The organism is Stappia sediminis, assembly GCF_009826895.1.
In the GTDB taxonomy this organism is placed as follows: domain Bacteria; phylum Pseudomonadota; class Alphaproteobacteria; order Rhizobiales; family Stappiaceae; genus Hongsoonwoonella; species Hongsoonwoonella sediminis.
This window is the reverse complement of the sequence record NZ_WUMV01000007.1, coordinates 275697-295535: the sequence shown is the minus strand read 5'-3', so window position 1 is coordinate 295535 and position 19839 is coordinate 275697. Positions and strand designations below refer to the sequence as shown.

Sequence of the window (19839 nt, the reverse complement as noted above, 5' to 3'; positions counted from 1 at the left end):
TTTCCGGATCTGCCCGGCATGCCGAAGGTGGGTAGATCGGACGCTTTTTGAAGCAATGCGAAATGCTCAGGCCGTGAGGCCGGCCTCGCTTTCGGCCTGTTTCTGCAACTGCAGCCATTGCACCTTGCCGCTGGGCGAGCGGGGAAGGGTTTCGACGAACCTGACGCGGCTTGGACACTTGTAGGCGGCCATTTGCTCGCGGCACCAGCCGATCAGCGCATCTTCACCGATGGGGCCGCGCGGCACCACATAGGCCATCACGCCTTCGCCCCGGCGCGGATCCGGATAGCCGACGATGCAGACCTCGGCGATATCGGGATGGTCGTGGATCATCGCCTCGACCTCGGTCGGCCAGACCTTGAAGCCCGAGACATTCACCATCCGCTTCACGCGATCGACGATGTAGAAATAGCCGTCCTCGTCATAGCGCCCGATATCGCCGGTGCGGATGAAGCGCTTGCCGTCGATCTCGATCATGGCCGCGCGCGTGGCGTCCGGGTCGTTCCAGTAACCCAGAAAGACCTGGGGACCGTGGATCACGATTTCGCCGGGCTCGTTCGGGGCGAGCTCTTCAAGCGTCACGGGATCGACGACGCGGGAATCGACGCCGAAGACCGGAACGCCGAGACATTGGCGATGCGGCCGATGGACCGGGTTGATATGCGTCGCAGCCATGGTTTCCGACATCCCATAGCCTTCGACATAATCGAGCCCGGTGATCTCCCTGAGCCGCCGCGCCACAGGTTCCGGCATCGACGAACCGCCACCGCCGATCGCCTTCAGGCTCGACAGATCGTAGCTGTCGAGATCGGGATCGTTCACGAGGTCGATCGCCATGGTGGAGATCGACCGCCAGCGGGCGATGCGGTAACGGCGAATGAGCTCCGCCGCGACGGCGCGATCCCAGCGCGTCATGATGACGATGGTTTCGCCGCAGTAGACCGGAATGTTCATGGAGTTGGTCATGCCGGTGACGTGGAACATCGGCAGCACCGTCAGCGAAACATCGCCCAGGCCGACGGGGTTCCATTCCGCCCCGCCCACGCAAGTGACCATGACGGTGAAATGCGTGTGCATGCACCCTTTCTGGTTGCCTGTCGTGCCGGACGTATAGGGGATTACCGCCAGATCGTCCGGACCGGCCAGTATCGGCCCCGGTTCATACCCGGCGGCCAGAGCATCGGCAAAGCGCGTGACGCCGGCAATGCCGTAGCTTTCGGGCGCGGGATCGCGCAGACCTTGAGGCAGCGGAATGTCGAAATCCGGATCTGACATATCGGCGTAGGCCGCCACGACAATTCGGCCGAGCCGCCCGTCCGCCAGGGCGGGGGCGATATGGTCAAGCAGTTCCTGCCCGGCAAAGGCAACGCGCGCGCCGGTGTCCGCGATCAGATGGGACAGCTCCTTGACGCGGTTCATGGGATTTACCGGCACGACCACAGCGTTGGCGCGCAGGATCGCGTAATAGGCGATCACATATTGCGGGCTGTTTTGCATATAAAGGAGAACCCGGTCGCCCTTGCGCACGCCGTTGTTCTGCAACCAGCCCGCCATTGCGGCGACCTTCGCGAAGAGCTCCGCGAAGGTGATCCTTGCGCCGTGATAGACGACCGCCGTCTTTTCCGGCACGCGCTCGGCGGTCAGCCGCAGGTTCTCCGACAGATTGCGCCGGGGAAAGTCGATTTCATGCGGCACGCCCTTTGGCCAGACCTTGAAATGGCGGTCAAACATCCGCGTCCCCCGTCTGCCGGCGTGCACGCAGATCCCGCTTGAGTACCTTGCCGATGGCGTTGCGCGGAAGCGCATCAAGGATCGCGACCGCGCTCAGGCGCTGCGTGCGCCCCAGCCGCTCGTTCGCCCATTCCCGGATGTCATTCGCGTCAGCGGCGCTTTTGAGCGTGACGTAGCCGACCGGCGTTTCACCCCAACGCGGATCGTCCACGCCGACGACCGCCGCTTCATGCACGGCGGGGTGAGAGCAAAGCACCGCCTCGAGATCGGAAGCGTAAATGTTGAACCCGCCGGAGATGATCACGTCCTTCTTGCGGTCCATCAGGACGACGAAACCGTCCGCGTCCAGCCGGCCCATGTCGCCCGAACGGATGAAGGCCCAGCCTTCGGGGCTGATCCAGGTCGTGGCGCGGGTCGCCTCGGGTGCCGCGCGGTAGCCGCGCATGATGGTCGCCGAACGGCCGACGATCTCGCCCACTTCTCCCGGCGGAAGGGCCTGTCCGTCCTCGCCGATGACGCGGATTTCAGCCCCCCGCACCGGGTGGCCGACGGTGTGCAGCTTGTCTGGATGGGCGCCGCAATCGAGGAGGGTGCTCACCCCGCCCTCGGTCATGCCGTAGATATTGATCATCCTGCCCGGCCAGCGTTCCAGCACTTCGCGCAGGAGTGCGGGCGGCAGGGGGGCGGATGTCGAAAGCTTGACCTTGAAGGCCGATAGGTCGAAACGGCCGAACGCGGGATGCTCGATCAGCCGGCGGATCTGAACCGGAACCAGCATCGCATGCGTGACGCGGTGTCGTTCGGCCAGTTCCAGAAAGGCGAGTTCGTCGAATTTTCGCTGCAGGACGATGCGGGCTCCCTGGCCGAGTGCGGGCAGGAGGGCGGCAAGCGTGGTGTTGGAATAAATCGGCGTGGAGACGAGGCAAACGGCCTCAGGCCCGAAGCCGAGCCCGCCCAGCCGGGCGATCTGACGATCCCGAAATCGGGTGTCATGTTCGATGCCCTTGGGATGGCCCGTCGTCCCGGAACTGTAGATGATGTCGAACAACCCATCCGGCGACAGCGCATGGGGTGCCCGCGGGGACGAGCTTCGGGCTTCCGCGACCAGCCCGGACAGGGATGCGGCCTCCGGGATATGCGGCGCCCGCTCGTCAACTAGCGTCAGGACGGCGGCGCTGTTGTCGAGCATCCTCCGCAGCGCATCGGTGTGGGCCGAAACCGGCAGGGGCGCGACCGCAGCACCCAGCGCGACGGTGCCGAGATAGGCCAGGAGATGGTCCGCGGTGACACCGGCAAGCGTCGCGACCACATCGCCCGGACCGACGCCGCGTACCGAGAGGGCGGAAGCGGTGCGGTCCATCATGTCGGCCAGTTCGGCAGCGCTCAGGCGCGTCTTGTCATCGATAAGCGCCACGGCGTGCGGCCGCTTGCGCGCGTGATCGCGGATGCGGGCCGGCAAATCGCGGTATTCCTCTCCAGGGAGAGGCGCAGGTTCCAGCGGAAGCGCGACCTCTTCTGCGATTGCGCCTGTTGTCATCCCTTGCGAACTCCAGCCGATTGCGCGCGGCGCGTCCGCTCGTGCAGCGCCGAGATGGTGGTATAGGCGGAAATCGCCTCCGCGCTGGAAGCGACGGAGAGCAGGGCAGGACCTTCGTGGCCGAGGAATTCGCCGACAATGCCGGCAATGTCACCACCCTTGGAAAGATGCCAGCTCTTCACGCCGAATGCGGCCGCCCAGGCGGCAAAATCCGGGTTCACAAGGTCGGTGCCGGAGACGCGGTCCGGATAATCCCGTTCCTGATGGAGGCGGATCGTGCCATAGGTGCGGTTGTCGGAGACGATGATTTTGGGCCTTGCGCCCTTCGACATGGCGGTGGCCAGCTCGTTGCCCGTCATCAGTGCGCCGCCGTCGCCCACGAAACCGAGCACGGTCTTTTCGGGATGGCGAAGCGAAGCCGCCACCGCGCCCGGTACGCCCAGGCCCATGGCGCCACCGACGGCACCGATGGCCTTTTGCGTACCGTCCCAGGGCCAGGCCAGATGCACCCAGCCTGAGAAATTTCCCGAATCCGTCACAACGATGCTGTCTCGCGGGGCCTGCCGCGCCAGTTCCTGAACGACCGCACCGAAATCGAGCCCGTCGGCAAAGTCCTGCGGCGTGTAATCGGCGATTTGGCGCATCGCGCCATGCGCCCGCGCGCGCCATTCGGCCCGTGCGGCGGGAACGGCGGGCCCCGCCCCGGCCAATGCCCTGCAAAAGGCCGCCGGATCGCAAGGCAACCCGAGGTCGGTGCGGAACACCTTGCCGATCATGGCAGGATCCGGCCAGACATGGATCAGCGGCTGGTCCGGCCCGGGTGCTCGGGGAAGGCGGTATCCTTGCGTCGGCACATCGCCGAGCCTCGTGCCGAGCGCCAGAATCAGGTCGGCCTCGGAAAGCGTCTTGACCAGCGAGCCGGGGATCTTGAAGCCCAGATGCCCGGCATAGAGCGATGAACCGTTGTCGAAGATTTCCTGATGCTTGAAAGTAAGCGCCACAGGGATGCCCTGGGCTTCAGCCAGCGCCTTCAATGCCGCGCGCCCCTCCGCGCCCTCAAGCCCTCCGCCCGCGATGATCAGGGGGCGTTCGGCCGATGCCAGCATTTCGGCAGCGCTTTCGATTTCCCGCGCACCCGGTCCGCATAGCGGAATGGCGGGTGGCAGGACGGGGTCCGCTTGAACGGGATCGCCCAGCATATCCTCAGGCAGCGCGATCACCACGGGACCGGGCGTTCCGGACAATGCCAGTTTCCATGCCCGGCTCAGCGTTTCGGTCATCTGGGCAGCGTGCTGCACCTCCCACACGCCTTTCGTCATCTCGCGGAAAGCTTGCGAATAGTCAACTTCCTGGAAGGCGCCGCGACCGCGCTCATGACGCGCGACCTGACCCACAAGCACCATCAGCGGCACGGCATCCTGCTGAGCGAGGTGGATCGCGATGGAGGCATTTGTCGCCCCTGGCCCCCGGCTGACCGCGAGCAGACCGGGCCTGCCGGTCAGCTTCGCGTCCGCCACGGCCATCATGCCGGCGCCGCCTTCGTGCCGGCAGACGACCAGATCGATCCGTTTGCGCCCGTAAAGCGCATCCAGCAGCGCAAGATAGGATTCGCCCGGTACGCAGAACATGCGGTCGGCCCCAAGAGCCGCCAGACAATCGGCCAGATGATCGGCCGCGCGACGCATGTTTTCCGCCAAAAGCTCCTCCCTTGACTTTTGATTGTAGTCTTAGATTATCGCTATGCGAAACACAATTCCGCAAATGGGAGGTGCGGGCCGCAGGCTCCGCGCATTGCGACATCAGGGAGGATTACCATGAGACCGTTCTTCCAAATAGTGACGGCTGCCGGCCTGGCGCTTTGCGCGGGAAACGCGCTCGCGCAGGAAACGACAGCAGAACTGCCGCGCCAACTCAGCTGGACAGCCTATGATACCGGTTCTGCAGGCTACAACCAGTCCGTCGCGATCGGCGCGGCGCTGCAGGATGCATTGGGCGTGAACCTGCGCGTGCTGCCGGGCAAGAACGATGTCTCGCGGACCGAGCCGCTGCGCCAGGGGCGCGTTCAATTTTCCGCGACAGGTGTCGGCGGCAGCTTCATGGCGCAGGAAGGCGTTTTCGACTTCGGCGCGGAAAACTGGGGGCCGCAGCCGGTCCGTGTCCTGATGGCCAACAACGGCGGGGCGATCAATCTCGCCGTCGGCGTGGCGGGCGACCTCGGCATCAAGGAATTCTCCGACCTCAAGGGCAAGCGCGTCGCCTATATCGTGGGCGCGCCGGCGCTCAACGTGAACACCGAGGCCTATCTCGCCTATGGCGGCCTGAGCTGGGACGATGTGGAGCGCGTCGACTTCGGCGGGTTCGGCGCCTCCTGGAAGGGGCTTATGGAGGGGCAGGTGGATGCGGCATTCGCCTCCACCAACTCCGGCATGGCCTATGAGGCGGCCTCAAGCCCGCGCGGTCTCTTCTGGCCGCCGATCGACCCCGCGAATGAAGAGGGGCTGGCGCGCATGCAGGCGATCGCGCCCTTCTTCTCGCCCAACAAGGCGCGCGTCGGCGCAACCATCGACGATACCGACGGCTATCAGGGTGCGGGCTACGCCTACCCGGTGCTGATCGGCACCAGCGAAACGGATGCCGATCTCGCCTACAACATGACCAAGGCGATGGTGGAACTTTACGACGTCTATAACGGCAAGGCGCCGGGCATCGGCGGCTGGGCGCTCGAAAAGCAGGACATGACCTGGGTCGCGCCGTATCACGAGGGCGCCATCCGCTTCTATAAGGAGGCGGGCGTTTGGACGGACGAGGCGCAGGCGCATAACGACAATCTCATCGCCCGGCAGGAAGCGCTTGCCGCCGCATGGAAGGAACTGAAGGCGGAAAACCCGGAAAACTGGGAAGAAGCCTGGGCGGCGAAGCGCCGGGCAGCGCTTGAGGCCGGCGGATTCCGGCTGGTCTTCTGATCAAGGCACCGCTATGGGCCCCGTGCGGCAGGCGCGGGGCCTGATCCTTCCGCAGGAATAGGCTCCCACGTGGCACAGTCACCTTCTTCCGCTCCGCCCGTTCCCGAAGCGGCGGAGCATGGTTCCGGCCCGGGCCGGGCGGCCTTCATTGCCGTGATCCTCGGCACGATCGCCGGCATCCTTCTGGTGATACACCAGCTCTTCAATCTGCGGATCGGCGGGGTCGTGCTGATCCAGGGGCGGTATCTGTATCTGCTTGGCGGCATATTCCTGGCAATCGCCTTCCTGGTCTTTCGCGCAAGCGGCGGAAAAGGAAAAAAGGCAGGGATACTCGACTGGCTGCTCGCCGCAGGCGCGCTTGCCACATCCGGCTATCTTGCATTCACGGCGCAGCTCAACCTGAGCCAGGGCTGGGAGTACGCCGCCCCGACCACGGCGCAATATGTAGCGATGCTCTTCTTCGCTCTTGTGCTGGATGCGACACGCAGGGCAGGCGGCCTCGTACTTTTCTTCATCGTGCTTTTCTTCGCCTTCTATCCGACCTTCGCGGGCCATGTGCCCGATCCGTTTTCGGGCTTCCAGAGCACATTCAGCGAAGCCGTCAGCTACCACGTCTATTCCGCCGAAAGCTCCTTCGGCATTCCCATGAAGGCATTCGGCGGCGTGGTCATCGGCTTTATCCTGTTCGGCGCGGTGCTGCAGCACACCGGGGGCGGACGTTTCTTCAACGATCTCGCGCTCGCGCTGGTCGGCCGCTATCGCGGGGGAGCGGCGAAAGTTTCGATCTTCGCAAGCGGCTTCATGGGCTCCATGTCCGGCAGCGTGATCTCCAACGTGCTGACGACGGGCGCGGTATCGATCCCGGCGATGAAGCGCACCGGTTTTTCGGCGCGAACCGCGGCGGCAACGGAGGCCTGCGCCTCCACCGGCGGCGTGCTGATGCCGCCGATCATGGGAGCGACCGCCTTTGTCATGGCGTCCTTCCTGTCGCGTCCCTATGTCGAGATCGCGATTGCCGCGATCATTCCCTCGTTGCTGTTCTACTTCGGCCTCTTCGCACAGGTCGACGGATATGCCGCGCGGCGCGGCCTGAGAGGGATGACCAAGGCTGAGCTGCCCAGCCTCAAAAGGACGGTGCGGGAGGGCTGGCTCTATGTCGGCGTCTTCGCGGTCCTGATCTTCATGCTGGTGGCGATGCGCCGGGAGACGTCGGCCCCATTTTTCGCGACAGCACTGCTGATCGCGGTCAATCAGGCGCTGCCTGCTCACCGGCTTTCCTGGAAACAGGCCGCCCACACGATCTATTCGGTTGGAGAGGGGCTGGCGGAACTGACGGCCATCCTGCTCGGCGTCGGGCTGATCGTCGGGTCTTTCTCCGCGACCGGGCTTGCCGGTACGCTGGTCAACGAGCTGGTGTTCCTTGCCGGTGATAACACCTTCGTCCTTCTATTGATGGGTGCGCTGACGGCGTTCATCTTCGGCATGGGGATGACGGTGACGGCCTGCTATATCTTCCTTGCAGTGGTGCTGGCGCCCGCGCTGGAGCAGGGCGGGCTCAACCAGCTCGCCGTCCATCTCTTCATCCTCTACTGGGGCATGGTCAGCTACATCACGCCTCCGGTCGCGCTGGGCGCCTTCGCCGCGGCGACCATGGCAGGCGACAACGCGATCAAGACGGGCTTCGAGGCGATGCGGCTCGGCGGGGTGATCTATTTCGCTCCCTTCTTCTTCGTGCTCAACCCGGCGCTGATCGGGCAGGCGCCGGCCGGCGAGGTCGCGGTTGCGCTGGTCTCGGCTCTCATCGGTGTCGCTTTCGTCAGCATGGCATTGCAGGGCTACATCAGCCTGATCGGCCGGATCCGGGGCGGTATCGCCGGGCTTGGTCTGCGTGTGCTGCTTTTTGCCGGAGGCATTTTCTTCGCGTTGCCTGCAACAGAGGCGCTCGGGCTCGGTTACGGGAAAAGTGCGCTGATCGGGTTGGCGCTGGCCGCGCTTCCACTGGTGCTGGCAACGCTCGACGAGCGGCGCGGGCGCAACGAACATCCGACGACGGAGACGGCATGATGAATATCCGGAGTGCTCCCGCAGTCCGTTACGAAATGGTGGATGGCACCGCTCTGATCGCGATCGATAACCCGCCGGTCAATGCCTCCTCGCATGACGTGCGAACGGCACTGTTGGAGGCCGTGCGGCAAGCGGAAGCCGATGAAGCGGTGGATGCGATCGCGATCTTCGGCGCGGGCAGGACTTTCATCGCCGGCGCGGATATTCGCGAATTCGGCAAGCCGCCCAAAGACCCGATCTTGCCGGACGTGAACAATGCAATCGAAGCATGCGCGAAGCCGGTGATAGCCATCCTTCACGGAACCGCGCTCGGCGGCGGCTTCGAGGTGGCGCTGGCCGCGCATGCGCGCATCGCGCTACCGGGCACGCAGGTCGGCCTGCCGGAAGTGACCCTTGGCGTTCTGCCCGGAGCGGGCGGCACGCAGCGGGCGCCCCGGCTGATCGGAATCGCCAAGGCGCTTGAGATCATCACCGAAGGCCGCCGCATCGGCGCGGAAGAAGCGCTGGAGATGGGGCTGATCGACCGTATCGCGGAAGGCGAGCCCCGCGACGTCGCCTTGGAGATGGCCGAGGAAGTGCGGCAGGGCAACCTGGGCACCCGGCGGACCGGGGAATTGCAGGTTTCGCCCGACGATGCGGCGATTGCCGACGTGTCCGAGCGGCTGAAGGCGAAGCAGGCGCATTTGTTTTCGCCGCACAAGGCGGTGGAGGCGGTTGCCGGTTGTACCGGCCCTTTGGCGGAGGGACTTGCGCAGGAACGCGCGCTTTTCCGCCAGTGCATCGAAAGCCCGCAACGTGCCGGGTTGATCCATGCCTTCTTCGCCGAGCGCGCGGTGGCGAAAATTCCGGAAGCGGGAGCAACGCCTCGTCCCGTTGCCGGTGCCGGCGTGATCGGCGGCGGCACGATGGGATCCGGCATCGCCACGGCGATGCTTCTTGCCGGCCTGAATGTGACGCTGGTGGAGCGCGACGAAGAAGCACTCGCCCGTGGCAGGGCAAGCGTTGAGGGAAATCTCGCCCAGGCCGTAAAACGGGGAAAGCTGGACGAAGCCAAACGTGCCGCGATCCTGGCCGAACGCCTGAAGGCGACCACCGATCTCGGCGCTCTGGCCGAAGCCGACCTGATCGTCGAGGCGGTGTTCGAGGATCTGGAGGTCAAGACGGAGCTGTTCGCCCGCCTCGATGCCATCGCAAGGGAAGGGGCGGTGCTGGCCACCAACACGTCCTACCTCGATGTCGACCGTATCGCCGCCGCCACATCCAGACCGCAGGATGTGGTGGGCCTGCACTTCTTCTCGCCCGCCCATGTGATGAAGCTGATCGAGGTCGTGGTCGGCGACAAAACGGCGGCCGAGGTGGTCGCAACCGGCTTTGCACTGGCAAAACGCCTGCGCAAGATCGCGGTGCGCGCCGGCGTCTGCGACGGCTTCATCGGCAATCGGATTCTCGCTCATTACCGAAAGAGCGTGGATTACCTGATGATGGACGGCGCAACGCCACAGCAGATCGACCCCGCTCTCACCGGGTTCGGCTTCGCCATGGGGCCGTTCGCCGTGTCGGACCTTGCCGGGCTCGACATCGGCTGGGCGACACGCAAGCGCCACGCGGCAATGCGGCCTGCGGAGGAACGCTACATCCCGATCGCGGACCGGATTTGCGAGGAGGGCTGGTTCGGGCGCAAGACAGGGAAAGGCTTTTACGTCTATCCGCAAGGCGGCAAGCCGGAGCCGAACCCGGAGGTCGCGCGGATTATCGATGAGGAACGTGCCAAGGCCGGGATATTGCCCCGCAACTTCGAGGATGATGAGATCGTCGACCGATACATGACGGCGATGATCGCCGAAGCCGCACGAGTGCTGGAAGACGGGATCGCGCAAAGGCCGATCGATATCGACGCGGTTTTCCTGTTCGGCTACGGCTTCCCTCGGTTTCGGGGCGGCCCACTGCACTATGCCGATACGTTGGGCGCGAAGGAACTGGTCGCGCGCATCGAGCGCTACGCGGAAGAGGACGCCCACTACTGGCAGGTGCCCCCTCTTCTCGCCCGTATGGCGCGTGAGGGCACGCGCTTTGCGGATATGAACGAGGGGTGATGGCATGGACCTGAACTTCACGCCCGAGGAAGCAACCTTCCGCGATGAGGTGCGCGCCTTTCTGAAGGCGGAACTTCCCGGAGAACTTTCGGACAAGGTTTTGTCGGGTCACACACTTTCAAAAGAGGATATGGAGCGCTGGCACGCGATCCTGAACGGGCGCGGCTGGCTTGCCTCGACCTGGCCGACGGAATTCGGCGGGACGGGATGGAGCCCCGTCGAGAAGCACATTTTCGAGGAGGAATGCTGCCTTGCAGGGGCGCCGCGCATCGTGCCCTTCGGCCTGCACATGCTGGGGCCGGTGCTGATCCGCTTCGGCTCAAAAGCGCAGAAGGCGCATTACCTGCCCCGCATTCTCGACGGCAGTGACTGGTGGTGCCAGGGATATTCCGAGCCCGGCGCCGGGTCCGACCTCGCGAGCCTGAGGACCTCCGCCGTGCGCGATGGGGATCACTATGTGATAAACGGCCAGAAGACCTGGACGACGCTCGGCCAGCACGCGAACAGGATTTTCTGCCTTGTCCGCACCTCGAAGGAGGGCAAGCCGCAGGAAGGGATAAGTTTCCTGCTCGTCGATTTGGACACGCCCGGCATCGAAATGCGCCCGATCCGTCTGCTCGAAGGCGGTTACGAGGTGAACGAGGTCTTCTTCACCGATGTCCGCGTTCCGGTTGAAAACCTCGTCGGGGAGGAGAATCTGGGCTGGACCATCGCCAAGTTCCTCCTGACCCATGAGCGCACGAATATCGCGGGCGTAGGCTTTTCCGTACAGGCGTTCGAGCAGTTGAAGGCGCTGGCCACGCAGCAGCGCCGCAATGGAAAAAGGCTGATCGACAACCCGCTGTTCGCAGCAAGGCTCAGCGAAGTCGAGATCGATCTCGAAGCGATGAAGATCACCAACTTGCGCATGCTGGCCGATGCGCAGAAGAACGGGCGGCCCGGGCCGGAAAGCTCCATGCTGAAGATCAAGGGTACGACGATCCGCCAGGCGCTGAACGACCTCGCCCGTCGCGCGCTGGGTCCGGCGGCGGCACCTTTTCCCTCCGAAGCGCTGGAGGGCAATCTCGCCATCGCGCCCGCCGGCCATACGCGCAACGCGGCGCGTTACTTCAACAATCGGAAGCTGTCGATCTTCGGCGGATCGAACGAGATCCAGCGCAACATCCTGAGCAAGACCATGCTGGAGCTTTGAGATGCAGTTCGAGATGAGCGAGGAGCGGCGGCTTCTGGCCGACACGCTGAACCGTTATCTTTCGGAAAATTACGGCTGGGAGACGCGAGCGGCAACCGCATACGACCCGCCTTATCACAGCCCCAAAAAATGGGCGGATCTGGCGGAACTCGGTATCTTTCACGCGCTCGCGCCCGAGGCGGAAGGCGGATTTGGCGGTGCGGGGTTCGACGTCACCACGGTGTTCGAAGCGCTTGGCCGCGCGCTCTGCCCCGAGCCGATGCTGCCAGCCTTGATGGCGGCGCGGCTGCTTCTTGCGGCGGACGCTTCGATTGACGGGCTCTTGTCGGGAGAAATGCGCTACGCAGTGGCGGTGGGCGAGGCCGATGCGCCCTACGGAATTGAAGGCCTTGCCACCGAGGCGCGGCAGGAGGGCGGGACCTGGCTGCTGCGCGGGCGTAAAAGCGTCGTCTACGGGGCCCAGGCGGCGGAACGTATTCTGGTTGCCGCACAGGCCGGCGCGGGGCTTGGTGTTTTCGAGGTCAAGGCTGTGGATGTCGAGGTCGCCGGTTACGGACTAATCGACGGTGGGGGCGCCGGCGAGGTCCTGCTCGACGATACGCCCGCCACGCTTTTGATCGGCGATGCCGATGCCGCCTTGCAGGATGCGCTTGATTTCGGGGCGCTTGCGCTATGCGCCGAAGCGGTGGGCGTGCTGGACCATATGTTCGAAACCACACTCGACTATCTGAAGACGCGCAAACAGTTCGGCCGGTCCATCGGCAGTTTCCAGGCGCTTCAGCACCGCATGGTGGATTTGAAGACCGAGATAGAGCAGGCACGCTCGATCACCATTCTCGCCGCAAGCCGCATGGGAACGGATCAGCAGTCGCGTAGCGTTTCCATGGCCAAGAACCTGATCGGGCGCACCGTGAAACTGACCGCCGAAGAGGCGGTCCAGATGCATGGCGGCATCGCCATGACCTGGGAATATCCGCTTTCGCATTACGCCAAGCGGGCCGTGATGATCGACCATCAGCTTGGCGACACCGACTATCACCTCGAACAGGTGATGGCGGCTTATCGCGCCGCCTGAGGAGCCGCTTCGCGGGTCAGAACGCCTTGCGATAGCGGAAAACGCCGGTTGCGGTGGTCAAGAGCGTGCCGGTTTCATCATGGATCGTGCCTTCGGCGAAGAAGGAGGAGCGCCCGCCTCCGGTGCGCCGTCCTTCGCCGATCAGGAGCTTGCCGTCGGGGCGCGAAAGGAAATTCGTCGTCATCGACAAAGTCATGGCCAGCACCTTGCGCTCGGGATCGCCCGTGTAGCAGCCGGAAAACCCCATGACCGTATCGAGGAGTGCCGCGTAAATACCGCCATGTGGAATTCCGTAGCGGTTCATCAGATCGCCGGTCAGCGGCATCTCGAAGCGGGCATAATCGGTGCTCCAGCCGGTCATCTCGAAACCGAGAAGCTTCTGGAACGGGTAATGCGTCTCCTTCAGCGCAGGGTCCAGATCTCCCATCACACGATCCCCGGCCGCGCCTGCTGGCTCAAGGCCCGCCCGGCCTCGACCAGCCTGGAGCCATATTCCTTCTGCAGCATCTCAGGCGAACACAGAAACGATGGTCCGCCGATGTTCATGGCGTAAAGGCGATCGCCATTGAGGGACCAGATCGGCACGGCGATACCGTTCACCTCCGAGCGCCAGTCGCCGAAGGACGTGGCATAGCCGAAACGCTTGTAATCCTCGACCGCGCGCTCCACGCTCTTGCGGATGCGCACCTCTTCCTCCGGCTTTTCCATGATGGCGAGATGGACCATATGCGAACGCTCCTCGTGCGACATGCCGGCAAGGGCGGCGCGACCCATCGATGAATGAAACAGCGGAAGCCTGGCGCCGACGTTCATGGTCAGCGAAACGGCCTGGTTCGACCGCCTTACCGCCATGTAGACCATCTGCAGGCGATGGCGCTCGCCAAGTGCCGCCGTCACGTGAGGGTTCGGCCCCTCGCAAAGCTTGCGCATCTCTTCCTTGGCGAGTTCGCCGATCTCCATGCCGGCCAGCACGCCATAGCCCAACGCCAGAACGCCGGCGCCCAGCCGGTAAGTTCCCGTGCGCTCGGAGTGAATGAGGTAGCCGAGCTTACGCAGCGTATAGGTCAGCCGGCTTATCGTTGCCTTTGGCAGGCCGGTGCGCGCGGCGATTTCCTGGTTGGTGAGTGTCGTCTCGTCCGGCCGGAAGCAGCGCAGCACGTCAAGTCCGCGTGCTAGCGCGGTGACGAAATTGCGATCGTCTTCCAAATCGAACTGTTCGTCGCCGTTGTCCATTCAATCCGTCCCGATCCCGCCCGGTCCATCACGCCCGGAAATTTTCCCGGTCTTCTCACCAAATCTCGTCGGCGGCCGCAAGCCCCTGTTCGGCGAAACCGGGGATATGCCCGCCAATCTCAAGTGCCCGTTCGGGGTTGGAGGCATTGCCGTCAAGCGCCCGTTTCTTCACCCCTTGGAGGATGGCCGCCATCCGGAAGAATGCGAAGGCGAGGCTAAAGCCGAGGTTTTCGACGCCCGGCAGGCCCATGCGAGCGCAATAAAGATCGATGAAGGCGCGGTCCTCCGGCAACCCCAGTGCCTTGCGGTCCACGCCTGCCAAACCCCGACCGAGGGGCCCCTGGGGCCGGCGCCAGCGCATGAGAACCGATGCCAGATCCGAGAAGGGATGGCCCAGGGTCGACAATTCCCAGTCCAGCACCGCGGCGCAGGCCGGACCATCGGGCGCAAAGAGCAGGTTGTCGATACGAAAATCGCCATGGACAAGGGTGCGGAGCCCATCGTCTACGGGCGTGTTTTCGTCAAGCCAGGCGATCAGGTCGTCCATCGCCGGGATCGTTTCCGTCTCGCTTGCCCGATACTGCGCGGTCCAGCGGTCGATCTGACGGCGGTAGTAGTTGCCCTCCGGTCCAAAGTCGCAAAGCATTGCCGCCTCAAGATCCAGCTTGTGAATCGCGACGAGAACCCGGTTCATCTCGTCCATGAGCGCTCGCCTTTCGTCCGGCGAAAGTCCCGGCAGGCGCGGGTCGTCGAAATGGCGGCCGTTGACGAAATCCATCACATAGAAGGACGAGCCGATGACGCCGTCATCCTCGCAAAGCATATGCATGTGCGCCACCGGGACCCCCGTGCCGGAGAGCGCGCGCTGCACGTGGAACTCACGTCCCACCGCGTGGGCGGATTTCAAAAGGCGCCCTGACGGTTTGCGCCGCAGGACATAATCCCCCGAGGCCGCATGCAGGCGGTAGGTCGGGTTCGACTGTCCGGTGGCGAATTTCTCAAGCCTCACCGGCCCCCGAAACCCCGGAACATTGTCCGTACACCATGATGCGACGGCTTCGGTATCGGGGAGGTTCGGGTCGCTCGCCATGGCTCGCCTTCACACCGCCTCGTTACGGTATTTGCGCAGTTCCGCCCGCGCCACCTGCCGGCGATGCACCGCGTCCGGGCCGTCGGCGAAACGGAGCGTGCGCAGCTTCGTCCACATATGCCAGAGCGGCGTGTCCTGGCTGATGCCTTCGCCGCCGTGCAGCTGCATCGCCTCGTCCACGACCCTGGCGGCCATCATCGGCGCTATCGCCTTGATCTTGGATATCCAGGGCTGTGCGGCGCGGGTGCCTTGCGTATCCATCATCCAGGCGGCCTTGAGGCAGAGAAGGCGTGCCTGCTCGATCTCGATGCGCATATTGGCGATGATGTCGTAATTCGACCCCAACTCGGCTATTTTCTTGCCGAAAGCCTCACGCGCGAGCCCGCGGCGGCACATCATCTCAAGCGCCTTTTCCGCCATGCCGATGGCGCGCATGCAATGGTGGATGCGTCCCGGGCCGAGCCGCCCCTGCGCGACTTCGAATCCGCGCCCCTCGCCAAGGATCACGTTCTTCGCCGGAACCCGAACATCTGTGAAGCGCAGATGCATGTGCCCGTGCGGGGCGTGATCCTGACCGAAGACCTGCATGGGGCGGAGCTTTTCGATGCCCGGCAAATCGCTGTCGAGCGCGAACATGGTGTGCCGGGCGTGCTTCGGCGCATCCGGATCTGTGCAGCCAAGCAGGATGTACAACTTGCAGCGTGGGTTGCCAGCACCGCTGATCCACCATTTCTCTCCGTTGAGAATGTAATGTTCCCCTTCGTGCCGCGCCGAGAACCCAAGCTGCGCGGCATCGGAGGAAGCCCTGTCCGGCTCCGTCATCACATAGGCCGAGCGGATTTCTCCCTCCAGAAGCGGCTTCAGCCACCGGTCCTTCATCCAGTCCGCGCCGTAGCGTTCCAGCACCTCCATGTTGCCGGTGTCGGGCGCGCTGCAATTGAACACCTCTGCGGCGAGGGAGACCTTGCCCATCTCTTCCGCGAGATAGGCATATTCAACGGTGGAAAGGCCGTACCCTTGCGCGCTGTCCGTCAGCCAGAAGTTCCAAAGCCCGCGTGCGCGCGCTGTTGCCTTCAGCCCGTCGAGGATCTCGATCTGCCGGTCCGTCAGCGCGAAACGGTCGCCCGACGGATGCCGACCGACCTCGTCGTGATACTCCGCATCCAGCGGCGCGATCTCCTCCTCGATCATGCGCCGAACCTGCTCGACCAGCGGCTTCACCCGCTCCGACATGCCAAGATCCATCAAACGCCTCCCTGTGCCAGGCTCGCCAGTGCCGCGCGATACTCCCCGGCGATCCGGTCGATCAACTCCGCTGCGGGAACCACCGCCTTCACCGCGCCGATGCCTTGCCCCGACCCCCAGATGTCCTTCCAGGTTTTGGGCTTCGACGAGCCGTCACGGAAATCCATTTCCGTGCGTTCCGCCGGAAGGGTGTCAGGATCCAGTCCCGCGCGCGCGATCGAGGGTTTCAGATAGTTGCCCGACACGCCGGTGAAGAGGGCGGAGGTCACGATATCCTCCGCACCGCCTTCAACGATCATCCGCTTGTATTCGGGCTGCGCCTGAGCTTCCCGTGTTGCGATAAACGGTGAGCCGACATAGCCGAGATCCGCGCCCATGACCCGCGCTGCGAGCAGCGCCCGGCCCGTCGCGATGGCGCCCGAAAGCGCGAGCGGACCGTCGAACCACTCCCTGATTTCCTGGACCAGCGCGAAAGGCGATTGGGCCCCCGCATGCCCGCCGGCACCCGCGGCAACGGCGATCAGCCCGTCGGCGCCCTTGTCGATCGCCTTGCGGGCGAAGGTGTTGTTGATCACGTCGTGCAGGACGATGCCGCCCGCATCATGGGCGGCCGCGTTTACTTCGGGCCGCGCGCCGAGCGAGGTGATCCATATCGGAACATTCCAGCGCGCGCAGATATCGACGTCGCGCATCAGCCGCGCGTTCGAACGATGGACGATCTGGTTCACCGCGAAGGGGGCCGCGGGCGTGTCGGGGTGCGCCTGGTTGTGACGGTCGAGTTCTTCGGTAATCCGTTGCAGCCAGATCTCAAGCATCGGGTGATCGCCTTCCGCTTCGCGGGCGTTCAGCGCCGGAAAGCTGCCGACGATACCGGCCTTGCACTGGGCGATCACCAGATCGGGACCGGACACCAGGAACAAAGGTGCGCCCACCATGGGCAGGCGCAGGCCTTGAAGGATCGCGGGCAGTGCCATCAAAGCACCTCGAACAGGCCGGCCGCGCCCATGCCGCCACCGACGCACATGGTAACCACCACCCAGCGCACGCCGCGCCGCTTGCCTTCGATCAGCGCATGGCCGGCCATGCGCGCGCCGGACATGCCATAAGGATGGCCGATGGAGATCGAGCCGCCGTTGACGTTGAGCCGCTCGTCGGGAATGCCGAGTTCGTCGCGGCAATGGATCACCTGCACGGCAAAGGCTTCGTTCAGCTCCCACAAGCCGACGTCGTCCACGGCGAGGCCATGCTGCTTCAGCAGCTTCGGCACGGCGAAAACCGGCCCGATGCCCATCTCGTCCGGTGAGCAACCGGTAACGGCCATCCCGGCATAGCGGCCGAGCGGGCGAAGGCCCCTGCGAGCCGCTTCGCCTGCTTCCATCAGGACCGATGCCGAAGCACCGTCGGAAAGCTGGCTGGCATTCCCTGCCGTGACGAAGCGCCCTTCGGCGATCCTGATGCCGTCCTTCTGTACCGGCTTGAGCTTTTCCAGATCCTCGGCACTTGTGCCGGGCCGGTTGCCTTCGTCCCGCGAGAGCGTGATTTCGCGGGGCGATACCTCTCCGGTTTCGCGGTCCGTCACCTGCATGACCGTCGTGAGCGGCACGATCTCGTCATCGAAGGCGCCTGCCTGCTGGGCTGCCGCCGTGCGGGCCTGGGAGCGGACGGCATATTCGTCCTGCGCCTCACGTGAGATGCCGTATCTATCGGCAACCACCTCCGCCGTCTCCAGCATGGACATGTAGATGGCCGGAACCGTTTCCACGAGCCCTGGATCCTTCGCGCGGTAGGTGTTGCGATGGGAGTTCTGGACGAGCGAGATCGACTCCACGCCGCCGCCCACCGCCACCTGCATGCCGTCATGCACGATCTGTTTCGCCGCCGTCGCGAGTGCCATCAGGCCGGAAGCGCATTGCCGGTCGAGGGACATGCCGGCCACCGTCACGGGCAGCCCTGCCGCCAAGGCGGCCTGCCGGGCGATGTTTCCGCCCTGCGCGCCTTGCTGAACCGCCGAGCCCAGCACCACGTCTTCCACTTCTTCGGGGGCAACGCCCGCGCGTTCCACGGCGTTGGCGATGGCATGGCCGGCCAGTCGCTGCGGCTGCGTGTCGTTGAACGCGCCGCGATAGGCCTTGCCGATCGGTGTGCGCGCGGTTGAGACGATGACCGCCTCTCTCATTCCGTTTCTCCACTTTCCAGATAGCGCCGTCCAAGCCACGTCGCGACCAGCGCAGGACGCTCCTGTCCCTCGATCTCGACGGTAACTTCCACGTCGAATTGCAGATCTCCCGGCGCTTTCCATTTCGCGTGGCGCAGCAGGAAGTGCCCGCGAACGCGCCGCCCAACAGGAACAGGCGCCACGAAACGGATCCGGTCAAAGCCGTAGTTCACGGCGAAGCGCAGACCTTCGATCCGGGGCAGGGCAGTGGCCGCCATGGCCGGCAGGAGCGAGAGCGTCAGGAACCCATGCGCAACCGGCCCGCCGTAGGGTCCTTCGCGCGCGGCACGCTCCGGGTCCACGTGGATGAATTGCCGGTCGTCGGTCACTTCGGCGAAGCGGTCGACCATCGCCTGATCCACGACGATCCACTCCGACACGCCGATCTCTTCTCCTTGCCGTGCCAGCAGCGCTTGCACTGTCGTGCTCTTCATTCGTATCGTCTCCTGCTGCTCGCGAGTTTTGCATAGCAGAACGAAATTCCGCAAGCGGCCATCGGCTCGTTTATTCCGCATTGCAGAACGCTGTTTCGAATTTTATAAATTACCGGTCGCAAGCTTAGAGGTTCGCCATGCCCTCCGCCCTGTTCGATCTTTCCGGCAAAGTCGCCCTCGTCACCGGCTCGACGCGGGGTATCGGCCGTGCGATCGCCGAGGAGATGGCGGCAGCCGGCGCGCATGTCGTTATTTCCAGCCGGACGGTACAAGCCTGCGAGGACGTCGCGGCGTCAATCCGTGCAAGTGGCGGCAAGGCGCTGCCGGTCGCCGCGAATATCTCGCGCGATGGCGATATAGAACGGTTGGTGAGCGAGACGGAAAAGGAATGGAGCGCGCCGGACATCCTCGTCTGCAACGCCGCCGTCAACCCCTATTACGGCCCCTTCCTGGAGACGCCCGACGACGTCTTCGACAAGACGATCGCTGTGAATATCCGTGCCAATATGAAGCTTGCCGCCCGCACGTTCCCCGGCATGGCGGCCAAGGGCGGGGGGGCGGCGGTCGTGATCTCGTCGATTGCAGCATTCAAGGGGTCGAACATGCTGGGTCTTTACGCGCTCACGAAGGCCGCCGATGCGCAACTTGTCCGCAATCTCGCCGTGGCATACGGACGGGACAACATCCGCGTCAACGGGATCGCACCGGCGGTGGTGCGTACCGATTTCGCCCGCACACTGTGGGAAGATCCCGAACGCGAAGCGCGGCTCGTCAAAAGCTATCCGCTGGGCCGCATCGGAGAGCCGGAGGACGTTGCGGGTGCGGCGGTGTTCCTGGCATCCCGCGCAGGGGGATGGATGACCGGGCAGACGCTGATCATCGACGGAGGCTGGCAGATAGCGGACGGTTCCACCTGATATTTCGCGCAAGGATGCGATATCCGAAAGAGCCGTCGGCGCTTTGCTTG

General features: G+C 64.4%; 16 protein-coding genes. 6 read left to right on the top strand and 10 right to left on the bottom strand.

Annotated features, from left to right (window positions below; genetic code table 11):
* Positions 1-66: 66 nt before the first annotated feature.
* From GR183_RS15655 to GR183_RS15645, 3 genes are read right to left on the bottom strand one after another with little or no spacing between them, the layout of a single operon-like run.
* The gene (locus GR183_RS15655) at positions 67-1731 is read right to left on the bottom strand and encodes a long-chain-fatty-acid--CoA ligase (RefSeq protein ID WP_160776588.1); all 1665 of its coding nucleotides are present in this window, start codon (positions 1729-1731) and stop codon (positions 67-69) included.
* Complete coding sequence (locus GR183_RS15650; protein ID WP_160776587.1) at positions 1724-3268, bottom strand: class I adenylate-forming enzyme family protein; 1545 nt, start codon at positions 3266-3268, stop codon at positions 1724-1726. The genes GR183_RS15655 and GR183_RS15650 overlap by 8 nt, the downstream gene beginning before the upstream one ends.
* Positions 3265-4953 (bottom strand): thiamine pyrophosphate-binding protein, encoded by a 1689-nt coding sequence (locus tag GR183_RS15645; RefSeq protein ID WP_160776586.1) that lies wholly within the window; start codon positions 4951-4953, stop codon positions 3265-3267. Before GR183_RS15645 ends, GR183_RS15650 begins: the two co-directional genes overlap by 4 nt.
* 129 nt (positions 4954-5082) lie before the next feature.
* Here GR183_RS15645 and GR183_RS15640 point away from each other — a divergent pair, with 129 nt between their 5' ends.
* The 5 genes from GR183_RS15640 (at position 5083) to GR183_RS15620 (ending at position 12655) form a co-directional block, all read left to right on the top strand.
* Positions 5083-6231: a TAXI family TRAP transporter solute-binding subunit gene (locus GR183_RS15640; RefSeq protein ID WP_160776585.1), complete on the top strand. Its 1149-nt coding sequence runs from the start codon at positions 5083-5085 to the stop codon at positions 6229-6231.
* Positions 6232-6300: 69 nt separating this feature from the next.
* Positions 6301-8295 (top strand): TRAP transporter permease, encoded by a 1995-nt coding sequence (locus GR183_RS15635; RefSeq protein WP_312846839.1) that lies wholly within the window; start codon positions 6301-6303, stop codon positions 8293-8295.
* Positions 8295-10388, top strand: coding sequence for a 3-hydroxyacyl-CoA dehydrogenase NAD-binding domain-containing protein (locus GR183_RS15630; RefSeq protein ID WP_208999872.1), 2094 nt, complete (start codon positions 8295-8297; stop codon positions 10386-10388). The genes GR183_RS15635 and GR183_RS15630 overlap by 1 nt, the downstream gene beginning before the upstream one ends.
* Positions 10389-10392: 4 nt before the next feature.
* Positions 10393-11580, top strand: a complete 1188-nt coding sequence (locus GR183_RS15625) for an acyl-CoA dehydrogenase family protein (RefSeq protein WP_160776583.1) — start codon at positions 10393-10395, stop codon at positions 11578-11580.
* A 1-nt stretch (position 11581) separates the two neighbouring features.
* Positions 11582-12655: an acyl-CoA dehydrogenase family protein gene (locus GR183_RS15620; RefSeq protein WP_160776582.1), complete on the top strand. Its 1074-nt coding sequence runs from the start codon at positions 11582-11584 to the stop codon at positions 12653-12655.
* Positions 12656-12671: 16 nt separating this feature from the next.
* On the opposite strand, the gene GR183_RS15615 is transcribed toward GR183_RS15620, so the two are convergent.
* The 7 genes from GR183_RS15615 to GR183_RS15585 are packed head-to-tail and all read right to left on the bottom strand — an operon-like array spanning position 12672 to position 18872.
* A complete protein-coding gene (locus GR183_RS15615) occupies positions 12672-13082 on the bottom strand; it encodes a PaaI family thioesterase (protein ID WP_160776581.1) in 411 nt (136 codons plus the stop codon).
* Entirely contained in the window at positions 13082-13888 is an 807-nt protein-coding gene (locus tag GR183_RS15610; RefSeq protein ID WP_160776580.1) for an IclR family transcriptional regulator, read from the bottom strand. The genes GR183_RS15615 and GR183_RS15610 overlap by 1 nt, the downstream gene beginning before the upstream one ends.
* Positions 13889-13943: 55 nt before the next feature.
* Positions 13944-14978 carry a phosphotransferase family protein gene (locus GR183_RS15605; RefSeq protein WP_160776579.1) on the bottom strand — a complete coding sequence of 345 codons (1035 nt, stop codon included), beginning with the start codon at positions 14976-14978 and terminating at the stop codon, positions 13944-13946.
* 9 nt (positions 14979-14987) lie between these two features.
* The gene (locus tag GR183_RS15600; protein WP_160776578.1) at positions 14988-16223 is read right to left on the bottom strand and encodes an acyl-CoA dehydrogenase family protein; all 1236 of its coding nucleotides are present in this window, start codon (positions 16221-16223) and stop codon (positions 14988-14990) included.
* Positions 16223-17197 (bottom strand): NAD(P)H-dependent flavin oxidoreductase, encoded by a 975-nt coding sequence (locus GR183_RS15595; RefSeq protein WP_160776577.1) that lies wholly within the window; start codon positions 17195-17197, stop codon positions 16223-16225. Before GR183_RS15595 ends, GR183_RS15600 begins: the two co-directional genes overlap by 1 nt.
* Positions 17197-18399 (bottom strand): acetyl-CoA C-acyltransferase, encoded by a 1203-nt coding sequence (locus GR183_RS15590; RefSeq protein WP_160776576.1) that lies wholly within the window; start codon positions 18397-18399, stop codon positions 17197-17199. The genes GR183_RS15595 and GR183_RS15590 overlap by 1 nt, the downstream gene beginning before the upstream one ends.
* Entirely contained in the window at positions 18396-18872 is a 477-nt protein-coding gene (locus tag GR183_RS15585) for a MaoC family dehydratase (protein ID WP_160776575.1), read from the bottom strand. Before GR183_RS15585 ends, GR183_RS15590 begins: the two co-directional genes overlap by 4 nt.
* 137 nt (positions 18873-19009) lie before the next feature.
* On the opposite strand from GR183_RS15585, the gene GR183_RS15580 reads away from it, so the two are divergent.
* Entirely contained in the window at positions 19010-19789 is a 780-nt protein-coding gene (locus GR183_RS15580) for an SDR family NAD(P)-dependent oxidoreductase (RefSeq protein WP_160776574.1), read from the top strand.
* Positions 19790-19839 lie beyond the last annotated feature (50 nt).

Bases quoted from the DNA above. Each gene is read 5' to 3' on its own strand.
- GR183_RS15600 (WP_160776578.1), bottom strand. From the start codon at position 16,223: ATGGATCTTGGCATGTCGGAGCGGGTGAAGCCGCTGGTCGAGCAGGTT.
- GR183_RS15650 (WP_160776587.1), bottom strand. From the start codon at position 3,268: ATGACAACAGGCGCAATCGCAGAAGAGGTCGCGCTTCCGCTGGAACCT.
- GR183_RS15645 (WP_160776586.1), bottom strand. From the start codon at position 4,953: ATGCGTCGCGCGGCCGATCATCTGGCCGATTGTCTGGCGGCTCTTGGG.
- GR183_RS15590 (WP_160776576.1), bottom strand. From the start codon at position 18,399: ATGAGAGAGGCGGTCATCGTCTCAACCGCGCGCACACCGATCGGCAAG.
- GR183_RS15640 (WP_160776585.1), top strand. From the start codon at position 5,083: ATGAGACCGTTCTTCCAAATAGTGACGGCTGCCGGCCTGGCGCTTTGC.
- GR183_RS15615 (WP_160776581.1), bottom strand. From the start codon at position 13,082: ATGGGAGATCTGGACCCTGCGCTGAAGGAGACGCATTACCCGTTCCAG.
- GR183_RS15655 (WP_160776588.1), bottom strand. From the start codon at position 1,731: ATGTTTGACCGCCATTTCAAGGTCTGGCCAAAGGGCGTGCCGCATGAA.
- GR183_RS15630 (WP_208999872.1), top strand. From the start codon at position 8,295: ATGAATATCCGGAGTGCTCCCGCAGTCCGTTACGAAATGGTGGATGGC.
- GR183_RS15625 (WP_160776583.1), top strand. From the start codon at position 10,393: ATGGACCTGAACTTCACGCCCGAGGAAGCAACCTTCCGCGATGAGGTG.
- GR183_RS15620 (WP_160776582.1), top strand. From the start codon at position 11,582: ATGCAGTTCGAGATGAGCGAGGAGCGGCGGCTTCTGGCCGACACGCTG.
- GR183_RS15580 (WP_160776574.1), top strand. From the start codon at position 19,010: ATGCCCTCCGCCCTGTTCGATCTTTCCGGCAAAGTCGCCCTCGTCACC.
- GR183_RS15610 (WP_160776580.1), bottom strand. From the start codon at position 13,888: ATGGACAACGGCGACGAACAGTTCGATTTGGAAGACGATCGCAATTTC.
- GR183_RS15595 (WP_160776577.1), bottom strand. From the start codon at position 17,197: ATGGCACTGCCCGCGATCCTTCAAGGCCTGCGCCTGCCCATGGTGGGC.
- GR183_RS15585 (WP_160776575.1), bottom strand. From the start codon at position 18,872: ATGAAGAGCACGACAGTGCAAGCGCTGCTGGCACGGCAAGGAGAAGAG.
- GR183_RS15605 (WP_160776579.1), bottom strand. From the start codon at position 14,978: ATGGCGAGCGACCCGAACCTCCCCGATACCGAAGCCGTCGCATCATGG.